Origin of the sequence: Balneola sp., assembly GCA_003712055.1 — a bacterium.
GTDB lineage: Bacteria > Bacteroidota > Rhodothermia > Balneolales > Balneolaceae > RHLJ01.
The window spans coordinates 186,373-208,212 of the sequence record RHLJ01000001.1; the positions used below are offsets into that span (position 1 = coordinate 186,373).

Here is a 21,840-nt window from a genome sequence, read left to right on the forward strand (position 1 = left end):
ATTAGTTCTTTAATAATGTTCGCTCCGTTTAAAAATTCAAATAAAAGAGTAGACTTAAGGTGAACTTATTTCCTTAATGTCTTAGCTCTGGTACCAGTAAGTGTAGCGGAAGTCTCATTTCCGGAAGGAGTAGTTACCGTAACTGTTACCGTTGCTGCTTGAGTAGAAGCATCCGTATCGTCTATATCAGAAACTGTAACTGTGAATTCTGTTCTACCGGGACCGCCGGTAAAATAATCACCTAATGTAATATCAGAATCACCAGTAACTTCTATATCAGAAAGGGAAGAAACATTAATAGTAGTACCTGCCGCCATTGGTCTCCCGTTCAAATCGGTAACAGTAAATGTAACATTATCTGATCCATTAGAAGGGATATCAAAAGCGCCTGAGGTAAAAGTGATAGTTGCTTCTCGGGTAGTAAATAGAAGTTCTACATCTCTTGTAATAAAATCATTGTTTTCATCAACAGTTTTAGCAGTTACTGTAAAGAAACCCACATCAGAGGTACCAATACCCGGAGTACTACCATCGGGACTTAGAACCACAGAAGCAAATCCCCGGTCGTTGGTTAATGCAGATCCATCTATTATACCTGCTTCTGTTCTAAAGTCTACAGCAGTTCCTTCCTTCACAGGATTTCCCCATCTATCTCCGACACTTGCAGATATTGAATACTCTAGAGAAGCATCAAGGAGTGAGTAACCTTCCAGATTAAAATTAACCGGAGCTACAAAAAACCTATCAGGAGACGGAAAGCCTCCATGGATTGCAATCACAATTGGTGATGAAGAAATTCTTATTCCATCAGTCCTATTTATGAATGCCTCAATACGAACAACACCTGCAGAATCTCCACTAAATAAATTAGAAACAACAGCTCCATTTGAATTAGTTGTTACTCTGTTAGGTACTACTGATTCACCACCTCCAGGTCCTTTGAGAATTTGGAAGTTTACATCAACAGGAGTCTCTTCATTCATGCTCCTTCCCGATGAATCCTGAACTTCAAAGCTAAACGTAGAACTAACAGTACCCCCGGTTTGTCTTATGTTGATAGATTCTTCAGAAACATTAGTTAAAACAATTGCAGCAGGTATACCAGGTTCACCAAGAACTTCGTCATCATCTTCGTCTCCAGAACCAGATCCTTCTTCCGATAAATCAAAATCTAAACTAATGGTTTGCCCAGGAAGTGCCGTAATTGTTGTGCTTTCTGAGATATATCCTGTTTGGGATGCTCTTATAGTAATATCTGTGGCATCGGAGATATCAATATCTCCAAAAACATAATTACCAACAGAGTCTGTACTTGTAAATGTCCCACTCAGCGAAGAAGGTGAATCGATAATGAGAGCTGCTCCTGGAAGTGCATTACCACTGCTGGCATCCGAAACATTGCCTCGAATTGTCACAAAATCATCGCTTGAAGATTGACAAGCCGTACCAACCGAAAATAGAACTAATGCGTAGAAGAAAATTCGCTTCATAATTTTTTTACTTAGAGAGATGATATGACTAATAAAGTTACAAGTCCTTACCAGTAAATGGCAAAATTGTGAATAAAATAGACTTTTTACTCTGCTACTTCCAAAGTTTCTTGGACAGTGTTGTTTTTTAACTCTGGTTCAGGGACAAATCTCATTACTATATAAGCGGTAAGAATGATGGTATAGGCACCAAATAAAGTATTACTTACATAACCTAGTTCGTCATAAAGAGGTCCTGCTATTGCTCCTGCTAATCCAGAACCAACATTGCCTATGGCAACTAATAAACTCATTAAAGAACCTCTGTTATTAGATTTTACCAATTCAGATGACAAAGCCTGGAAAGGACTTATTCTCATTGCAATTAAAAGCATTGCTACAGGAAACGCGATATAGGCAATCCAAAAAGAAGTAATGATATAGGTTGTAAGCGCCATAAGAGTAGCCAAGCCTAAACATGAAAATATGATCATATTCTTTCTTCCAATACGATCTGAAAGCTTGCCAGCATTAGGTCCAGTAATGGCATTAACAATTCCACCTGCAAAGAAAACCCACCCTATCTCTGATAGACTTACATCAAACTCTTCAACTAACCAATCGGGTAAATAGATCAAAAAGATTGATAAACTGAGAAACATTAACAGGTATGAAAAAGCAACAGATCTAATCTCCCCAACCCTTAATAAGTTTCCGTATTTAGTAAATGTACTTTTCAGAGTAATTTTTGAGATTTGTAGTTCTACATTGGGCTGTGGAAGTCGAAAGAATATAAGTATTGTAGTTACCCCCATTATTGCACCAAATAGAATGAAGGGAAATTTAAAACCATAAAATTCTGCTAAAAAGGTTCCTAGTGGGATCCCTAATATCTGTCCCATAGCAATTCCACTCATAATCCAACCATTGGCCCATCCTCTTCTTTCATAAGGGAAGTAATCACCAACATAGGATACTGCTGATCCGCTTAACACGCCCCCGGCCATTCCCGCAAAAGCTCTTAATATCAATAAGGAAACAAAATTATCAGCCATGCTGTGTAAGAGAAGGGCTATGGTCATCCCCGAGCTTCCTATCAATAAGATCTTTCTTCTACCTATTTTATCGGATAAGGGCCCCATTATGATGGCACACACACCAATCATAGTTGCGTATACTGTAATCAAATACCCAAGGAGACTTTTAGCAGTATTCAGCTCTGACGCAATCTCAGGAAGAATAGGGGAGATGATCATTACCTGGCTACTGGAGGCGAAAACCATTAGCCAGAGTGAGAATATTATAAAGTAGTCATTAGTCTTTACCTGTGAAGTCATAAACTCCTTAGACGTCAATAAAGCTTTTTTTATAGCGTCAGATATTACAATATTTATTTAATAGTTTTCTCACTCGTTATCATTAGATTGTAACATCATCTACTGAACAGACTCATTAAACAGGCAATAAGAAATTCTAATTTTCTTTCTTTCAAGTATTTGTGAACTTTGTTCAATAACAACAAAAACAAAAAAACCTAGGAGATCATCATGGGTCAACAACAATTACTTCTTGTAATTCTAGTAACAATAATCGTTGGTATCGCTACTGTAGTTGCTATCAACACTTTTTCAAGTTCTGCAGATTCTGCAAACCTTGATGCTGTAAGAAATGACGTGGCTTCTATCGCTGCTGCTGCTCAAGGCTATTATATTAAGCCTTCTATGCTTGGTGGTGGTGGAAATGACTTTACTTCACTTTCTTTCAACACTATCGCTTTTGCTGCTGATTCTGTAGCTGACGATGGAGCTACTGCTAGAAACACAAATGGTGTTTACGTAATTAGTGGTGGTAATGCTACTCAGTTTACTGTTACTGCACACCCAACTAGCCGAATTACAGGTACTCCAACCCTTACTTCTACTGCTAGTGAAGGTGGAGCAGAGTTGGTTGCTGTTATTACCGAGAGCAATGTTTCTTGGACAGATAACAACTAAGACCGCTTTTGTCTTAACAAAAAAGCTTTCCACATTATGGAAAGCTTTTTTTTTATCTCAGTAAAAATTTTGGTCGACAGAGATGGGACAACAACAATTACTCCTTATCATATTAGTTACGATCATTATAGGACTAGGAACCGTTTTTGGACTAGTCTTATTTGAAAATTTTAGAGACGAGTCCGTCAAAGACATGATCAAACAGGATATGATGGAAGCCGCAAACTATGGACAGGCTTACTATCGTAGACCTAGAGCAATGGGAGGTGGAAGCGAAGATTACACCAACATTGATATGAATATATTATCATTAGATACTCTTACTGCCATTACTAGATTTTCAATCACTGAAACTTCGACCGAATATTTCAAAATCACTGCTGATCCTTTAAGTAGTCTTGAGGATTTTTCTATAATTGTGTACAGTGATAGGGTTGAATGGGAAGAATAGGTTATTACTAATTAAAGTATCAAATGGCACAGTTTAGGTTAAAAGCAGTTTCTAAGACCGGCAAGTCTATTCAGACTGAATTTGAGGCCGACAACAAAAAGGAGGCTCAGTTAAAAGTCGATCGACTTTCAAAAACAAATGGATTAACAATTCAAGCCTTAGATCAAAAACATCTTTTTCTCTATAAAGTTAAAAGGCCGGGTAAAAAACCTCTCAATGGAGAACAGGAAGCTTATAACAAAGAAGAATTAGAACGTGCCCTGGTAAAACTTGGGTACCAGGTTGTAAGTATCAATAAAAAGCTATTCACTTTTAAGGGCGGTGTTCCAATGGGAGAAGTAGTTTCTTTCATAAGAATGTCGGCCGATCTACTGAAGCAACAGCTTACTTTCGATGAAATCCTAAATCTTCTAATTGAAGATTCTACTAATAAAAGGATGAAGGAGGTTGTTAAAGAAATACAGAAAGATCTTAAAGATGGTAAAGAAGGGACTCAAGTATATGGTAAGCATGAAGATATTTTTGGGAAATTCGCAGCTTATATGTTAAGTGTTGCTTCTACTTCTGGGAATATGGCACTTGTTTTTGATAGCACCGCTAAATTTCTTGAGCGTGACGCAGAGTTTAAAAAGAATTTAAAAAGATCGTTAATGATGCCAGCAGTGACTGTACTGGCTGTGATCGGTGTAGTTCTATTTTATGTAGGCTATATTTTTCCTTCTACTGCAGAGCTTTTTGTGGAGATGAATATTGCACTGCCACCTATGACAAAATCTACTCTTGATTTTAGTTATTGGTTAGCTGATTACTGGGTTTTTGTTTTATTGGCATTTGTACTACCAATTACCGGGTTTATATTTTTCGCAAGAACTGTCCGAGGTAAATTAATTATCGATAAGTATATAATTCACTTACCGGTAATGGGAGACCTATTACATAAGACTAGTATCGAGATCTTCTCAAGAGTGTTCTACACACTTTATAGCGGTTCTGGACAAAATATTGAGGTAATTCGTGTTGCTGCCGAAGCATGTCGAAATAAATACATAGAGAAACAGATCAAAGAAGTTGCTATCAAAATGATGTTAAAAGATGGTGCTGGCCTTATTGAGTCAATGGAAGCCACAGGTGTTTTCCCTCACACCGCAATTAGTAGATTTAGGTTGGGAGCTGAATCGGGCGCACTGCGAGATAATGCGAAACAACTTGCTGAGTATTATGAAATCCAGACTACATATAAAATGCAGTCAGTAATTGATACTATAAACTTATTCATTAACTTATTCATCATGATAGCCCTAATTGCTATCACAGTTGTTTCTTCTGAATCAGCAACAATTAACCCAAGTAGTTCGCAATAATTAATCCAGAAGGATGGGCAAAATAAATATCCGAAGACACATCGGTGATATTTTGGTTAGTAAAGGAGTAGTCTCAGATGATCAACTCCAGGAAGCCCTTAATATCCTAGAGGAAGAGCCTCCAAATAGCTCACGTAGGCTAGGTCAAATATTGTATCAGGAGGTTGGGTTAAACAGGCATATAGTAATGAAAGAAATTTCAAAGGTATATGCTTTTAGAGAAGTATTACCTGATGCCGATGTCGTTCCTGATGATATTATTGAGCATATAAAAAAGAACGTTGAGAACCTCCCGGAAGAAATCATTGATGAATTAGTTCATCATAAAGCTATTCCTTACCAAAGGACAAATGGGGCATTAACTATCGCTGCAGCAGACCCTTCCGACCCCAATATTCAACCCATACTCAACCGACTCACTTTTAAGAAAACAGAACTTGTTTATTGCAATTATGAACTTGTTGACCACATCCTTTCAAAAGTATATGAGCAGAAAAATGAGTTCCTGGACCTACTTGAAGAGATTGATTACGAAGAAACAGATATAGATGCTGGCGATGAAGAAATTGATGAAGAAGAGATTGATGCTGAAATCAACCAGAGTATGCTTAACTCACTGGTTGAAGGGATGCTTGTTGAGTCTGTTCGACAAGGGGTAAGTGATTTACATATTATTCCAAGCGGTCCAACATCTACTGATATTCGATTCAGAATTGATGGAAAACTTCAGCTTTGGTATCAACAAAAAAATGTAAAGCCAGAAGCTATCTCTGCCGTAATTAAAGATAAAACCAGAAATGTAGACCGTTTTGAGCGCGATTCTTCTCAGGATGGTTTTATCCAACGTCAAATTGATGGGTACAATATTCGGTACAGGGTTTCTATTATGCCTATTGTTGGAAATCAATATGATCGGAAATTTGAGTCTATTGTAATCCGAATTCTTGACGATAGAAAAGTAATACGTGACCTGGATTTACTTGGACTTCAAAAAGTGGCAAAAGACAATTTTACCAAGTCCATACAAAAACCCTCAGGTATTGTAATCATAACAGGTCCAACAGGTAGCGGTAAATCAACTACTCTTGTAGCCGCTCTTTATTATGTAATTGATCCTACTAAGAACGTACTGACAGTTGAAGAACCTGTAGAGTATATCATCGATGGAGCTCGACAGCTCAAAATAAGTCCTTCAATGTCCTTTGATCAAAGTATTCGTGGTATTCTGCGTCATGACCCTGACATTGTTTTGGTAGGTGAGATTCGAGACTTAAAAACTGCAGAAATTGCTATTAAACTCGCTAATACAGGTCACTTAACCTTTTCAACATTACATACCAATGATGCTCCAAGTGCAGTTTCTCGTCTATTTAAAATGGGAGTGGAACCATTTCTTATTGCCAACGCAGTTAATCTTGTAATGGCACAGCGTTTAATTAGACGATTATGCAAAGAATGTAAAGAAGTATATACTCCTCATCCGGAAACAGCGAAAGGAATTGGTTTTACAGATGAAGAGATTGAGACAACTACATTCTATAAGGCTGTAGGTTGTGAAAAGTGCAGTGAAACCGGATATAAAGGACGTTCCGCAATCCATGAAGCTCTTTACTTCTCAAAGGAAATTAAACAGATGGTATTGGATGCTGGTGGAGATATTGATGAAGGTGCAATTAAAGATTTGGCGATTAGCCAAGGTATGTTAACCCTGCGAGGATCAGGAAGGGAACGTATCAAAGAAGGGATATCTACAATTGAAGAAATTGTAGCAGCAACAATTGAAGATTAAATGATCTTAGGAGTTGTTTTTATGCTTTATTTTAAACCATATTAAGATGCTTTAGGAAAAGAGGATACTATGAGTACAGGAAATGATGGTACGGGTGATTTATTATCCAATCATGTGAAAAAGTTTTTGAAGGAACCCCCTTTACTGTTGAAGAATTTCCACTACGAAGATGTGTTAGAATTTCTTGAACTTGGAATCGAAGAAAGGTTCAATGCTGATGACGTAATTCTGAATGAATCAGAGTATGTAAATTCAGCATATTTAGTAGCAGAAGGCAAAGTAGCTATCTGGAAAGATAATATTCAATTGGCTACTCTTTCGGATGGCAATTTTCTAGGCGAGGCTTTTTTATTTAGTAAAAATAATAGAATGGCAAAGGTAACTGCTGCCGGAGGTTGTGTTCTTTTACGCTATGAACGATACGATGCTTTAAGTTTTTTCAGAAAAAAACCTGAAAAATTATTCAACATTTTTACTAAAAATATCATCGAAATACAGCAACGTAAAATCAGCAATATGAATGTTCAGTTATTAAATCTAAAAAAAAGATTATTGAACGACTCAAACTGGTAATTGCCAGGCATTTATTTTCAGATTTTTCGTAACAAAACACTATTAGTTTAATCTATTATGTCCATCACAATGATGGCTAATACATGGCGGCAATAGATTTAGATAAAATTGCGGAGCTTACTAAGCCCTTAGTGCAGCGAATTCCTCAGACTGCACGTGGAATCGATTTGCACAAAAGAATTGGAGATCTACTTGAAGAATCTGATATAAGTTTACGTGTCGATTTAAAGGCTATTCTAGACTCCTTTTTATTAAATATGATCAAAATCGACGCATCAGATATCGATATGGGAGGAGATGGGTGTGCTGGAAAGGTGTGGTACCGGGTATTTGGAAATAAAAGTCCCTTAAAGGTTTCTAAAAAATTTACACTACTCGAAACGGATATCTTACTTCATAATGCTCTATTAAGTACACAAAGAGATCGTTTATTAGAAGATAAAAATCTTGATTTTTCGTATTCCATTAACTTAGTGGATGGTTCAAAGCAACGTTTTCGTGCAGATATCTATTTCGATCTGGACCACCTGGCATTAAATATGCGAAAGATCGATAACACTATACGTCCCTTTAAATCTCTAGGGGTACATGCTGAGGTTGCGAAGTCGGTAAGTCTAAAATACTATAAATACGGGCTCTCTTTAATAACAGGAATTACCGGATCTGGAAAATCCTCAACTTTAGATACAATAATTGACGCTAATAATCGAACAGTAGACTCTCATATTGTGATTATTGCTTCTCCAGTCGAATTAATCCACGAACCGATAAGATCGGTAGTAAGACATAGAGAAGTAGGAGCGGATGTACTTTCCTTTAAAGACGGAGCTATTCAAGCGCTTAGACAAGATCCTGATATCATTGTGATTGGTGAGTTAAGAGACCCAGAAACCATCATGACTGCACTTGAAATCACAGATTCAGGTCATAAGACTTTCGGAACTCTTCATACTTCTTCTGCTATGGAGAGTATCGAGCGGATTTTAGGTGAAATGCCTGCAGAAGAACAAAACAGGGTTCGAACTCGATTGGCGGATGTGCTTACTTGCGTAATTAGTCAAAAACTGGTTCCTAGCCTCGATGGTAAGAGAGTATTAGCAAAAGAAGTTCTTCTCGCAAATGCTTCTGTAAGGGCAGCAATAAGAAATAATAATATTGGTGAAATCTATCAGATGCTTATGGAAGGCAGGGAGCGTGGAATGAATACAATGGAACAGGATCTGAAGAGATTATTTGAAGAAGGTAAGATTTCTAAAGAAACTGCCTTAAATTATTCAAACAATAAAACTAAAATGTTGCAACTTCTAAGTGAAGTTTCCTATTAGATTAGATGGCTAAAGGAAAAGAATATATCGGGATTTCTTTAGATGGTGATGCACTAAAAGTAGTTGTATTAGGCATTTCTGGTAAAAAACTTACCCTTAAACGCCTAGATAAATATACCCTCCTTAAAGCAATTGAAAGTGATACCGTACAGAATATTCAAGATGATGTATTTGGAGACCTTGATGATGCTTTGACTGATGATTCTGTATTTGATCTGGATCTGGAAGCTTCTCTTTCACAAGATACTATTGAAGATGAGTTAGACTCATTAGACCTTGATAGTGATGTATTAGGCGATATTGATGATGATATCGATCTCGAATTAAGTGAACTGGAGCAAGGAGAAGACGAGCTTGTAGACGTGGATATGGTAGATGAAACAGAAGTACCTACTTCTAATGAGATGTTGCTCTACAATATCCTTTCAAGTATTGACCCAAAAAAAATTGCTTTAGGGTTAAACATACCTGCTGGTGTTGCTATCTATCAAATCCTGAAGGATGTCAATTTTGAAGAGGTCAAAAAGAAGGATTTACAAATTATTATAGATGATCGTCTTGAATCCTTACATGGCTCGCCAAAAGCAGAAGACTTTTACTCATATGGTATTAGAGATGATGGAGCTCTATTAATCTCTTCTATAGAAGAAGAGCCCAAGCTATTACAGCTTCTAAATAGAACCCTTTCATTATACCGGGGAAAACTTACTGTAGAAGAAATACTTCCAGATGAAGCTGTTGTTCTTGGGCTAGTTAGAGCAAACTATGAGCTTGAAAATGAAGCTATAAGTTGTGTAATCCAGTTTTCTGAGCAAACTTGCAGAGTAATTTTCATGAAAGGGCCAAGGGTATGGCTTGTTTCTCCAGTAATTACAGAGGGAACTCGATCAAAAAAATTCCTCAACACGGTTTTTAGTAAAATCTTATTCCAATTAGATACAGGAGAAGTTCCAAACCTGGATAGACTTATCATTTGCAACAACTCGCTTGGAGAAGAAGCTATTTCTTTCTTTCAGGATAGATTTCCCGATGTAGAAGTAAGTAGCTTTACTTTTTCGGACAATTTCTTGGATCCTGGTGAATATACAAGCGAAACCCTATCGTCTTTCACTACCGCTATTGGAATGGCATGGGCCACCTCACCCTTTGAGAAAAAGAATCTCCCGGATATTTCATTTATTCCAAAATATGTACGGGATAGGCAAAAGATATTCAAACTAGAGTGGCATGGATTTATTCTTCTGTTTATGATCATGATTTCTTTCCCTTTATTAGATAGTGTCAGACAATCTGCAAATACAGAAATTGATTCTTTAAGAAATGAAGTGTCTCTACTTGACACTCAAATTAATTCATTCAATTCAACAGTTAGGAACTATAACCAAATCAGTTCACAGCTTACTCAAATTCAGGATAAACTTGATCTGTTAAATACCCTCTCAGAAAATTCCATTACCTGGTCTACCAATTTTGACATTATAAACTCAGGAATAGATGAGATTAATTCTGTCTGGTTTACAAGTATTTCAACAACTGATGAACCTAATACTCTTGAGATTCAAGGAATTTCAAGAAATAGAAGCAGTATTCCTTTAGTAGCAGAAATGTTTTCTAATGCTACTTTAATAAGTGTTTCTACTATCCAAATCAGATCAGCAGATGTTTATGCATTTAGTTACCAAATAGAAGAAATAGTATCCGATTTAAGTAGATATACACCGGATAACTTACAAGGGCTGGAGGACCTAACAGGCAATTAATGTCTTACGCGATAAGAAATACCATTATTCTTCTTGTGACTTTATTTCTAATTGTTGGTTTAGGACTTGGTTACAATAATTTCTTTCAGGAAAGTTTAATTGAAGATCTACAGTTAGAAATTACCAGTAAACAACAGGATCTAAACTCAAAGCAAAACATTAATAACGAGTTTTCTGAACTTAACGATCGTTATCAAAGTGCTTTAGGAATTATCTCTAACTATGATAAGATGTTGTTTACATCAAATAAGCCGGATGATGTTTACGATTTCATGAATGAGATCAATAAGGATGGGGGGAGCAGGCTTTTCTTTGACTTTGTTTATTCCGACTCTATCCCAAATAATCAATATGGTGTTATACGCTCAAACATTTCGGGATATAGCGACTATGATGCGCTTGTATCATTCATTAATAAAATTGAGAATAGCCAGCTTTTAAATAAAGTGAGTAATGTTACCATATCGCCCGGAAGATCCGAAGATGGCTTAAACTCAGTAAATTTTGCATTTAATCTTGAAAGCTATTATCAAAAAACTCAACTCTTTGATTCACTTTCAACGGACTATAGAATCGTAGAGAATAACGAAATATCATCATTCAACCCGTTTTATCCCCTAATTCAGAACTCAATACCACCTAATTCTGATGGATTAGTAAATGCGGAGGCTTCCAGAATTGTAGGTATTGCTGGAAATCGAATCTTTGTTATTGGACAAGATGGCAAAATCATTTCCCTTAAAGTTGGTGACCGAGTTTACCTAGGTTATCTTTCTGCTATTGACCTAAATAATAAAACGGCTACATTTAACTTAAATAAAGGCGGCATTGAAGAAGTCGTTACCTTGGAGGTAGTACGATGAAAAAAATGGCAATGAAGTTTTACCAAATTACATTTTATAGTATTTGTATAGGTATTTGGTTAATGCCATTTACCACAGCTGATGTATTTGCTCAAGATGAGTATCCTCGCGAATACACTGATCCAAATCAAATAATCGCTTTTGATAAATCCACCCCATATGTAGAAGCTATGGAGGTTATTAACCAGTTCTTACAGGAGTATCAGAACAAGTTTATTATTGATCAATCAGGAGCGGGGGGGACGATAGGAGTAAATTTACCAGCTATGCATTGGGAGGATGCCTTAAAGTTTATCCTTCGTTTAAAAAATCTTGGAACAAGAGAATTTAGCGATTATGTTGAAATTGTACCTTTGAGTGAACTTGAAGCTGAAGCAAATGCTGCTGCTTCAACAAATCCTGCACAATCTGTAAATCCCAATGCAGCCGCTGCGGACGATTATGATCTAAGCACCCGTGAAATCAGGATTAATGCTACATTCTTTGAAGGGAACAAAAGAGCCCTCCAGGAAATCGGGATTGATTGGTCAACCTTAACTTCAAATGTACCTGATAATATAAATGACATTGTAACAGGAGAAGGAATTGACCCAGATCAAGGGGTTCCACAAGGCACCGATTTTACTGATCAATTCGTTTCTGTTAACTCATTTAATGCCTCAGGAGTATCTCAAAATGTATTCAACGCACTGGTAAACTTAGGAGAAATTGGACCAGGAGTTAGAGTACAAGCTCTTTTTAGTGCCTTTGAAGCGGATAACCTTGGTGAAGTAATTGCAAGTCCATCAGTAAAAGTAATTGATGGACAAGAGGGTAGAATACAAGTAGGACAAGATTTTTCTATTAAGCAGCGTGATATAGCTGGGAATGTTACCGACCAATTCTTTAGTACCGGAACCATTCTAACTGCTACGCCAAGGTTAATAGAGGTAAATGATACTACATTCATCCATATTGAGCTAAACGTTGAACGATCTTCCGCTTTACCAGATGCGGTAAGTACGATCATTAATAAGCAGACAGCCTCTACACAAGCCTTACTATTAGACGGAGAAGCCACCTCAATAGCAGGATTATATAGAACTGAGGAAAATACTGTGAGAAGAGGTATACCTATTCTAAAAGATCTTCCACCTTGGTTTTTCGGTTTAAGATATCTTTTTGGATATAACTCTAATGACTACGTCGAGAATGAGTTAATAATTATTGTACAGGCTAAACTCGAAGAATCACTAGAAGAGCGTCTTACTCGACGATCTTTTGAGTCTCAGCGAGAAGTTCTTGACAGAACAAGGGAAGAACATCGAAGTGCATTAGACAAAGTCTTTGATAACCCTTTTACAACTACCCAGGATACATCAGAAGTTCAGACTGAAAATATACCTGAACAAAAAGAAGAGGATCTGATGACTGAAACTAATTCTGATTCGGTAGATAATAGACCAGAGATGAAGCCAGAAGAGTTAGATACTACTCCAGTTATTGTTGAGAATCCATCAGAGGAAACTTCGGAAGAACTTACCGAAGAACAGAAAGAATTAGCTCAGGAACTCAGTCTACCTGTAGATAATCCCGAATTAATGGTAGTCGTTCCAAGAGCCTTCAGTCTGGATGAATACCTAACTCAAAAAGAGAGTGGTACTGAGATTAATGATGAATCCTCTATAAATATGAGATTTTTTGTTATCGGCGGCTCATTCATAGTTCAAAATAACGCTGATAGGTTTCATCAAGGACTCGTTGATTTGGGATATGAAGCAAAGATTCTATTTCATCCTGAATCAAGATTTAACTTTGTAGCTTACAAGGGATTTTCAAGTTTTGATGAAGCTGTGAGCTATTTGCGAGAAGCTAGATCCGAACTAAATTCCGAGGCTTGGTTGTTTACAAAACCCAATTAGTATTACAACTTAACTAGCTTCTATACTGTATTTTTTTAGAAAGCCGATTGATACATCATTAAACTCAGTCGGCTTTTCTACATTACATACATGTCCGCATTTTTCAATTACGGCCAAAAAAGCTTGCTTATGTCTTTCTACTATTTGTTGAACAGGGGGGAGGAACATGTAGTCTTCATCTCCCATCACATAAAGCATTGGGGTTTCTGTCTCTTTCTCTTTGAAATACTTCAATAATGGGTTTACTGTATGAGTAAGTTTAAACCATCTCAAGAATTCTTTCTGATAAAGTTTTTTTGCTTCCCTAATAAAGAGATTTCTGGCTTTTGCATGCCGTTTACGAGGCATGATAATCCAGGCAAAGAAGCTGTATAACCACATGTACGGAATTACTCGTTTAAACAGATTCCCAATAAATACGAGAAATCTAGAGCGTACATTAAGTCTGGTAATAGCTCCACATAAAATAGCCGATTGTACCCTTTCAGGTTTTAATTCATTCAAATTCCTGATTATGATTGTGCCTAATGAGACACCTATAAAATGAGCCGTCTGAATCTCCAGATGATCCAAAACCTCAAATATATCCGAACTTATATCATCAAAAGTATATTCACTATCATAATACCTGTGTAGCAAGTCCTTAGATTTACCATGCCCCCTTAAATCGACAAGAAGCACATTGAATACCATGCGAAAAGCTTTCAACTGCTGAAACCAAATTGAAGAACTCCCTCCGGCACCATGAATAAAAACCACCCAATCCTTACTAGATGAGTGCTCGTATTTTTTATAATAAAGCATTAAAGGTGTATTCTTTGACTTTATTAGATAATCAGTTTATATATTGTTAATGCTAAGATAATACTGACTTGCTAAACTAATTTACTGAATATTAACAAGTGATATGAGTACAGTAAAGAATCTTAACTTACAAACAAATGTAGACGGTTTATTAATTCCCGGTCATAAATATTCTGTAAAGATTGCTCAGAATAGAGAGGAAATAGAGAAAGCGTTAAGGCTGCGATTTGATGTTTTCAACATTGAGTTGGGAGAAGGATTGGAATCATCCTTTGAAAATAAAATGGATGAAGATGAATTTGATGCTCAATGTGATCATCTCCTTGTAATCGAAAACTCTACGGATGCTGTGATTGGAACTTATCGAATGCAGGACAATGCAATGGCAAAGTCTGGTAACGGTTTTTATACACAGTCTGAGTTTGATATATCCCGTTTTTCGGATCAAATTCTTGATAATGTAGTTGAATTGGGAAGAGCATGTATCCACATAGATCACCGAAGTGGAAGGGTACTATACCTTTTGTGGAGAGGCTTAGCTAAATATCTGGCATTATCTAACAAAAGGTACCTGTTTGGCTGCTGTTCAATTACAAGCCAAAATCCTGCGGAAGGTCAGGCTGTATATACTCATCTTATAAATGAAAAATACCTTCACCCTGATTTTGATATTCCTGTGCAACCTGCTTTCGAATGCTCCAATGAGAAAGGTTTAGTATTTGATGAAGTAGTTAAATTACCTCAGCTTTTTCGTCTTTATCTGGATATTGGAGTAAAAGTCTGTAGTGCACCAGCTTTAGATTCTACTTTCAAAACCATTGATTTCTTGATTTTATTAGATAAAGAATCACTTTCGGAACAGTCAAAAGCACTCTTTTTGAAATAATTTTTAGCTACTTTCTTTCATGAGAAAGATCATTGCAGTAGGAAAAATTTTTCTTTTCTTAATTACCACCTTTTATCACTATTCATTAATCATTCTTGGAAAGCTCTTTTCTTTTTTAGGCTACGACGAAATCAAGTGGGCAGCTTTACAGAGAAGAAAATGGGGACAATCAGTAATAAAGGTATTGGGTATCAATATTTCAGTTAAGGGCACCCCACCTAAACCACCTTTTTTTATGGTTTCAAATCATTTGAGTTATGTAGATGTTTGGCTCTTCTTTTCTCAACTTGATTGCACTTTCATTGCTAAAAGTGATGTCAAAGATTGGCCTGTAATTGGGTTCGTGCTTGCTTCTTCAGGTGTATTATTTATTGACAGAGAAAAAAGGTCAGATGTAGCCAGAGTAAATGAAGAAGTATCAAAAAAGCTCAATTCTTCGCAGGGTATTGTACTTTTCCCCGAAGGTACCACAAGTGCTGGTGTAGAAATACTACCATTCAAGTCATCGTTGTTTCAATTTCCTGCTAGTCAAAATCTTCCTGTTCATTGTGCTTCAATTCACTATGAAACTCCGGAATATGAAAAACCAGCTTATCAATCTATATGCTGGTGGGACGATACACCCTTTTTTGACCATTTATTTTATCTTTTTATGATGAAAGAGTTCTCAGCAACCATTACCTTTAGCGCTGATGTGGTTACGAACTCAGATAGAAAGGTTCTTACACAATCATCCCAAGAGATTGTAAGAGAGTCTTTTGTACCGGTAATAGATCCCGAAAAATATGCACAAGCACACCCTGGTAATTGATTCAAATATCTTTTTCCTAAACCAAGGAATTGAACTTCTGTCAGATGTTTCAGATGACCAATATTCAGCTAATGATGGGAAATACAATAAGAGCGGAATTGGTCGTCATTTCAGACATATTATCGAGCACTATATAAGCCTGATTGAAGAAAAAGACGGTTTAGTGGATTATGACGCCAGAGAAAGAAACCTTTCACTTGAATTGGATCGATCTTATATGATCGAATCAATTGGGAGGGTCATTGAGAGCTTAAGATCTCTTTCCGAAAAAGCCGTTGTTCTGGACAAGACTATATCTGTAAGAAGTAATGAAGGAATTGGGGAAGAAGGAGCTCCATTGAGTAGCTCTACGATACGAAGAGAGCTTCAATTCTTAATTAGTCATACTGTTCATCACTACGCCTTAATTGGTTTGATTTTAAAAACTATGGGTTTTAATCCTTCTCCTGAGTTTGGAGTAGCACCTTCTACACTTAAGCATGAGCGTAGTAAAGAAATAGAAGCCGCAGCTTCGTAATCTGAAGTAATGGACTCCAATAGAGCTCCATTTCGATTTAGATGGACGCTAGGGTTTTTTGTTTACTTAATTCTCACCTTAGTATCTGTTGTATTTATACAACTGAATAGCACATTAAATTCAAAGTACAAGCTCGTCCCATATGATGGAGAAAAGCCGGTCTTACTTTTCTTTAATGATCCAATCCTTGATGTAGATTTTTCCGAAACTAATATAGAAGATGAGTTTTTTGTTCTAAGCCCGGATTACAGGAATGTTAAGAATCCATCTTTTCATTCCATCTCAGAATATGCTAAACACCTAATTGATTCTCTTAACATAGCTAGTGTTCATGTCGGTGGAAAAGGAATTGGAGGAGCAGTTGCAACCGAATTCTCTTACACATATCCTGAAAGGGTCTCTTCTACAACTTTAATGTCCGCTAATGGAGTAGTGGAGTTAGAACTACTTGGAGGATATCATTTAAATCATGCTGTTTACAGCGCTAAATATTTAGGTTATTCATTATTCAAATTCCTCACGCCTAATTTTGGGATGTTTGAATCTGTAGATAGACAGATTCTTAGAGCTAAAATCCAGAGGAAATCAGATCAAAGAGAGTTAAGGGGAAAACTCGGGTTATTATCTGGTAATGTCTTAATTCAGCATATCGAAGGGGATAAAATTTCGTATGAAGCTTCAAAAGAACATTCCCGAATCATCCCACAAAGTGAATTAAAAAGCTACCCCATTAATTCATCAAGTGTAAATCAGGATTTTTATTCTTTTTTGACAAGAAATGAGTTTCAGCAACATTCATCTCCTGCTATTTCTGCTTCAAGAAAGATTCAGTCATTACTTCCTTTTGATGAAACAAATTCAGTAAAGGCAGAGGGGAGGGCATTAATCATCTTAATGCTTGTAATCATCTTATCTACTTTAATATCCGAGGATCTAACATGTATTGGAACAGGCTTACTTATAGCTAGAGGTTTAATTGGCTTTGGCCCTGGAGTATTAGCATGCTTAATTGGCATATTTGTTGGAGATATACTTCTATATCTTTCTGGCAAATGGCTAGCTTCCAGTACGTTACACAGAGCACCTTTAAAATGGTTTATCAATGAAAAGGATATACAAAAATCTTATCACTGGTTCGAAGCGAGGGGACCAGCAATCATCATTGCCAGCCGCTTTATTCCTGGAACCAGATTTCCAACCTACTTTTCAGCAGGAGCTATTGGAGCTAGTTTCTGGATGTTCATTTTTTACTTTGGAGTAGCTTCTATTATCTGGACTCCAATATTAGTAGGCCTTGCTGTATTACTTGGTCAGGAAATGATTAATTACTTTAACGTGTATCAGGATTATGCTTTATGGGTGTTAGGCGGTGTTTTAGTTACCCTTTATCTAATCTTTAAAATTTTAATCCCTTTTTTCACTTTCAAAGGAAGACGGCTTTTGATAGGCAAGTGGAAACGATTGACCCAGTGGGAGTTCTGGAGTCCGTTTGTAATCTACTCCTTTGTAGTGTTGTATTCATTTTGGCTATGGGTCAAATACAAACGACCAGGTATTTTCGTACATGCTAATCCTGCAATCCCATATGGTGGATTTATAAAAGAAAGTAAGCATGACATTCTCAATGGTATTAAGGATAGAGACTCTGTAGCCAGATATTCATTTATCAGAGCTTCTATGGAATCCAAAAAAGAGGCTGTAATTGAGTTTATGAAAGAAAATGCCCTTGAATATCCTATCGTAATAAAGCCAGATATTGGAGAAAGAGGGAAGGGGGTACAAATAGTCAAAGATGAAGCAGAATTGGACGCACTTATCCCAACATTAGAAAGCGATCATATACTTCAAGAATTCATCCCCGGAGAAGAATTCGGAGTGTTTTACTATCGATTTCCAAATGAGACAAAGGGACGTATTCTGTCTATAACCAGAAAGAAATATCTCAGCCTTATTGGAGATGGAGTTCATACCCTTGAAGAACTTATTTTAAAAGACAAGAGAGCAGTTTGTATGGCTGAGGTGCACTTCGATAATCATATCGATAAACTTTATTCTATTCCTGCTAAAGAGGAAAAGATTACCCTTGTAGAACTAGGAACACACGCCCGTGGAGCTATTTTTTATGATGCTTCAAATTTACTTACAGATGAATTAAGGGACGAATTGGATAGAATCAGTTCCAGCTTTGATGGATTCCATTTCGGCAGATACGACATAAAGGTACCAACTGAGAGCGACTTAAAGCTAGGCAAGAACTTAAAAGTTATCGAATTAAATGGCGTTACTTCCGAGTCCACCAATATTTATGATCCTTCTCATTCATTCTTTTTTGGAGTAAAAACTCTAATAAATCAATGGAAAATAGCTTATGAAATCGGGCATCAGGTTAAGAAATCTAATCCTGATCTCAATACTCCATCTTTAGTCCGAATGCTTTCACTACTAAGCTAGGAGGTTAATCTTTTAGACTGAAAAAAAGATTTTAGGAGGTACTCACAGTCCTGTTCTAATATACCTTGAATAGTTTCAATTCTATGATTCAGGTGTTGGTTATCTGTAATGTTGAATACACTTCCACAACCTCCTGATTTTATATCAGAAGCTCCAAATACTACCCTTCCTATTTTACTCCATACTAACGCTCCAGCGCACATAGGACATGGCTCTAACGTTACATATAGGGTACAATCACTAAGGTATTTTTCATTTAAAGTATCACAAGCAGCAGTAATTGCAAGAATTTCAGCATGCGCAGTTGGATCTGTTAGTTTTTCTACCTGATTGTATCCCTTTCCTACTATTTTGTTTTCATACACTACAACTGCACCTACGGGTACTTCTCCTTCCTCAAAAGCCTTCTCAGCAAGAAATAAGGCTTGAGCCATGAATTTTTGATGCTGTTGCCAAATAGGCGCTTCTGGTTGATCCATTTACTTGATTGAAGGGTTACGTTTTCTCTACCTTATCGCGAACTTAAAACAATTCGATGCAAAAAGAAGAAGAAAGAATTATTCATTATATCGCTGAGAGTATTAGAACCATTCCGGATTTTCCAAAACCGGGAATACAATTTAAGGACATAACTACTCTTCTAAATGATAGAGAAGCACTAAAACTTACCACTCAAATGTTGGCTAAGCCTTTTGAGAACCTAGATATTGACTACGTTCTTGGATTAGAGTCGAGAGGTTTTCTTTTTGGGACGAATATAGCCTCGAAACTAAATGCAGGTTTCGTACCCATTCGAAAACCAGGGAAATTACCAGCTGAAGCAATTTCTGAATCCTACGAGCTCGAATATGGTCAAGATTCTCTTGAAATTCATAAGGATGCCTTTCCAGAAAACTCTAAAGTCATCATTCATGATGATCTTATTGCTACAGGAGGTTCAGCGGCTGCAGCTACTCGATTAGTTGAACGACTTGGAGGAGAAGTAATTGGCTATTCTTTCATCATTGAATTGGGATTTTTAAATGGGAGGGATGCTTTAAAAAAACATATAACTGTAGAATCTCTGATTATCCTTTAGCAAGAAACAAAAAGTCGATTCAGGTCTATAATTGATTGAATGATCAACAATCAAGGAGGACCTATGACTATTCAAAGAAAAATTATAGTACCGATAGTATTGGTTGGCATGTTGATGTTCCAGGCTTGCTCTAAGTCAATGGTAGTTCAAGATGTTAATTATGCACAAAAAATTGAGTCGGTTCTTATCCCAAATGATGAAGGTTTAGTACAGGATATTAGGCACGGAATCAGCTATTCTATACTCCCTTTTCAACTAGAAGAATTCCAGGATACCACTCAAATTTTGGTATCCGAAATACGAATGATTAGGAATCATCAGGGCTATTATTTCATAACAGCAGATGGATTTAAAAATGTTTATGTAATGGAGCCTCGAAGAAATGAACTAAAGCTCAAGAGAAAAATTGAAGTATCCGAATTCGGACTTCAATCACCTGCATTTAATTGGCGGGCCCCATCAGTTCAATTACTTAGTACCAATAATGAAGCTGTACTACTAACAGAAAAAGGTATTTATAAAAAGGAGGATGCATCATGAGAAAAGCAATCAAACTTAGCGGTCTTTATATAGTATTTATGTTGGCATCAAGTGGGTATTTACTTGCTCAACAAAGTGACTATGAAACTCAGAAAGAGTTTGTAGATTCCTATCAAACGTTAACAGCTGAAGTGACTAATGCTTCCAGTGTAGAAGAAATCGACAGTATTTATTCCAAGATTAGTTCTCTAAAAGCTGAGTATGAAACTCATGAAAGTCTCTTGAATAATGCATTATTCCCGAGCAACTTTGAGCAGAAAATGGAAGCTCTGATCAAAAGAGCAAGAGTTAATGAAGAAAAGCTTTTGGTAATCGAACACCAGATTGATCAATTGGCTCAGTTATCCGATCAGCTTATTAGCTACCAGTCGGAATTAGTAATTCTTTCACAACAGAGAGACTCTCTTTATAAGGCCATTCTAAAGTCCGAAGAAAGTGAGCAAAAACTCGCTAGCATGGTACGAGAGTATCGAAAGAGTCTGGAATTAAGGGATTCCATTGTACTTAATGTAATTGATTCAATGATGGTGGTATATGATCGTCAGGAACAAGGTTACAAAAGTATCTTGGGTGAGACATTCTCCCCAGAGAGAAAACTTGGAAGTGACAACCCTTTAGAACTAATCGCAAAAATCATTGATGAAAACAATGAATTCTTAAGTACTAATAATCAATTACTTTCGGTTGAAGATCATCTTAGAATGTATGTCTTACAACGACACTTTCAGACCAAATGGGAAAGTATACAAACCAACATGCTCCAGGCTTACGCAGATAAGAACAGAACCGAATGGGAAAACCGCATCGATAAAAAAATGAAAGAGTGGCGAATGACCGCTTCTCAAAAAATGTGGTCCTCCATGGATCGATATCTCGAATTTAGTGAACTTGAACTGGATGCATTTGATAATAGCTCTAGCTTTTTCGCCGCATTAGATAGTTTTGTAAAAGAAGCCTATAAAAAAAGCGAAGAAGAAATGCTTACTGCTGATAGCTACACTCAGTTCAAAGCCTTTCATAGTTTTTGGTCTGGAAAAATAAAGAATGACTGGGGAGCCTTTATTCATGACGCAGATGTATTAACGGTTACACAAATATCATCTATCGATGATCAATTAGTAGGTTGGGAAGAGCAAGCAAGACCAATTCATCCTATGATCATTGTTTTTATTGTGATTATTGCAGTATTAACAATCGGTTTTACTATGGCCATGTTTAAAACGCAGAAGGCCTGAACGCAAAAAAATGATTAAAAGCCATGCTATTG

Annotated in this window: 20 protein-coding genes; 16 read left to right on the forward strand and 4 right to left on the reverse strand. The window is 36.7% G+C overall.

Annotation, left to right across the window (positions count from 1 at the left end):
• Positions 1-65: 65 nt before the first annotated feature.
• Positions 66-1,490, reverse strand: coding sequence for a hypothetical protein (locus tag ED557_00835; protein RNC85351.1), 1,425 nt, complete (start codon positions 1,488-1,490; stop codon positions 66-68).
• A gap of 86 nt (positions 1,491-1,576) precedes the next feature.
• On the reverse strand, positions 1,577-2,806 hold the full coding sequence (locus tag ED557_00840) for an MFS transporter (protein ID RNC85352.1): 1,230 nt from the start codon (positions 2,804-2,806) through the stop codon (positions 1,577-1,579).
• Between the two features lie 210 nt (positions 2,807-3,016).
• On the opposite strand from ED557_00840, the gene ED557_00845 reads away from it, so the two are divergent.
• From ED557_00845 to ED557_00885, 9 genes are all read left to right on the forward strand, one after another.
• Positions 3,017-3,463, forward strand: coding sequence for a hypothetical protein (locus ED557_00845; GenBank protein ID RNC85353.1), 447 nt, complete (start codon positions 3,017-3,019; stop codon positions 3,461-3,463).
• Positions 3,464-3,545: 82 nt separating this feature from the next.
• Positions 3,546-3,914, forward strand: coding sequence for a hypothetical protein (locus ED557_00850; GenBank protein ID RNC85354.1), 369 nt, complete (start codon positions 3,546-3,548; stop codon positions 3,912-3,914).
• Between the two features lie 23 nt (positions 3,915-3,937).
• Positions 3,938-5,275, forward strand: a complete 1,338-nt coding sequence (locus ED557_00855; GenBank protein RNC85355.1) for a type II secretion system F family protein — start codon at positions 3,938-3,940, stop codon at positions 5,273-5,275.
• A 13-nt stretch (positions 5,276-5,288) separates the two neighbouring features.
• On the forward strand, positions 5,289-7,064 hold the full coding sequence (locus ED557_00860) for a type II/IV secretion system protein (GenBank protein ID RNC85356.1): 1,776 nt from the start codon (positions 5,289-5,291) through the stop codon (positions 7,062-7,064).
• A gap of 69 nt (positions 7,065-7,133) precedes the next feature.
• On the forward strand, positions 7,134-7,637 hold the full coding sequence (locus tag ED557_00865; GenBank protein RNC85357.1) for a cyclic nucleotide-binding domain-containing protein: 504 nt from the start codon (positions 7,134-7,136) through the stop codon (positions 7,635-7,637).
• Positions 7,638-7,720: 83 nt separating this feature from the next.
• A complete protein-coding gene (locus ED557_00870) occupies positions 7,721-8,962 on the forward strand; it encodes a twitching motility protein PilT (protein ID RNC85358.1) in 1,242 nt (413 codons plus the stop codon).
• 5 nt (positions 8,963-8,967) lie between these two features.
• A complete protein-coding gene (locus ED557_00875) occupies positions 8,968-10,722 on the forward strand; it encodes a hypothetical protein (GenBank protein ID RNC85359.1) in 1,755 nt (584 codons plus the stop codon).
• Positions 10,722-11,585 (forward strand): hypothetical protein, encoded by an 864-nt coding sequence (locus tag ED557_00880; protein ID RNC85360.1) that lies wholly within the window; start codon positions 10,722-10,724, stop codon positions 11,583-11,585. The genes ED557_00875 and ED557_00880 overlap by 1 nt, the downstream gene beginning before the upstream one ends.
• Entirely contained in the window at positions 11,582-13,486 is a 1,905-nt protein-coding gene (locus ED557_00885) for a hypothetical protein (GenBank protein ID RNC85361.1), read from the forward strand. Before ED557_00880 ends, ED557_00885 begins: the two co-directional genes overlap by 4 nt.
• A gap of 9 nt (positions 13,487-13,495) precedes the next feature.
• Here the strand turns inward: ED557_00885 and ED557_00890 are convergent, their stop codons facing one another.
• On the reverse strand, positions 13,496-14,290 hold the full coding sequence (locus tag ED557_00890) for an alpha/beta fold hydrolase (GenBank protein RNC85362.1): 795 nt from the start codon (positions 14,288-14,290) through the stop codon (positions 13,496-13,498).
• Between the two features lie 103 nt (positions 14,291-14,393).
• Between ED557_00890 and ED557_00895 the strand changes: the two genes are divergently transcribed.
• The 4 genes from ED557_00895 to ED557_00910 are packed head-to-tail and all read left to right on the forward strand — an operon-like array spanning position 14,394 to position 18,955.
• Positions 14,394-15,176: a GNAT family N-acetyltransferase gene (locus ED557_00895; protein RNC85363.1), complete on the forward strand. Its 783-nt coding sequence runs from the start codon at positions 14,394-14,396 to the stop codon at positions 15,174-15,176.
• Positions 15,177-15,195: 19 nt separating this feature from the next.
• Positions 15,196-15,987 (forward strand): 1-acyl-sn-glycerol-3-phosphate acyltransferase, encoded by a 792-nt coding sequence (locus ED557_00900; GenBank protein ID RNC85364.1) that lies wholly within the window; start codon positions 15,196-15,198, stop codon positions 15,985-15,987.
• Entirely contained in the window at positions 15,962-16,504 is a 543-nt protein-coding gene (locus ED557_00905; protein ID RNC85365.1) for a DinB family protein, read from the forward strand. Before ED557_00900 ends, ED557_00905 begins: the two co-directional genes overlap by 26 nt.
• Before the next feature lie 9 nt (positions 16,505-16,513).
• Entirely contained in the window at positions 16,514-18,955 is a 2,442-nt protein-coding gene (locus tag ED557_00910) for a hypothetical protein (GenBank protein ID RNC85366.1), read from the forward strand.
• On the opposite strand, the gene tadA is transcribed toward ED557_00910, so the two are convergent.
• Positions 18,952-19,434: a tRNA adenosine(34) deaminase TadA gene (tadA, locus tag ED557_00915; GenBank protein RNC85367.1), complete on the reverse strand. Its 483-nt coding sequence runs from the start codon at positions 19,432-19,434 to the stop codon at positions 18,952-18,954. The two genes, ED557_00910 and tadA, sit on opposite strands and share 4 nt — an antisense overlap.
• Before the next feature lie 56 nt (positions 19,435-19,490).
• On the opposite strand from tadA, the gene ED557_00920 reads away from it, so the two are divergent.
• The 3 genes from ED557_00920 (at position 19,491) to ED557_00930 (ending at position 21,808) form a co-directional block, all read left to right on the forward strand.
• A complete protein-coding gene (locus tag ED557_00920; GenBank protein ID RNC85368.1) occupies positions 19,491-20,033 on the forward strand; it encodes an adenine phosphoribosyltransferase in 543 nt (180 codons plus the stop codon).
• 63 nt (positions 20,034-20,096) lie between these two features.
• Positions 20,097-20,573, forward strand: a complete 477-nt coding sequence (locus ED557_00925) for a hypothetical protein (GenBank protein ID RNC86129.1) — start codon at positions 20,097-20,099, stop codon at positions 20,571-20,573.
• On the forward strand, positions 20,570-21,808 hold the full coding sequence (locus tag ED557_00930; GenBank protein RNC85369.1) for a hypothetical protein: 1,239 nt from the start codon (positions 20,570-20,572) through the stop codon (positions 21,806-21,808). Before ED557_00925 ends, ED557_00930 begins: the two co-directional genes overlap by 4 nt.
• Positions 21,809-21,840 lie beyond the last annotated feature (32 nt).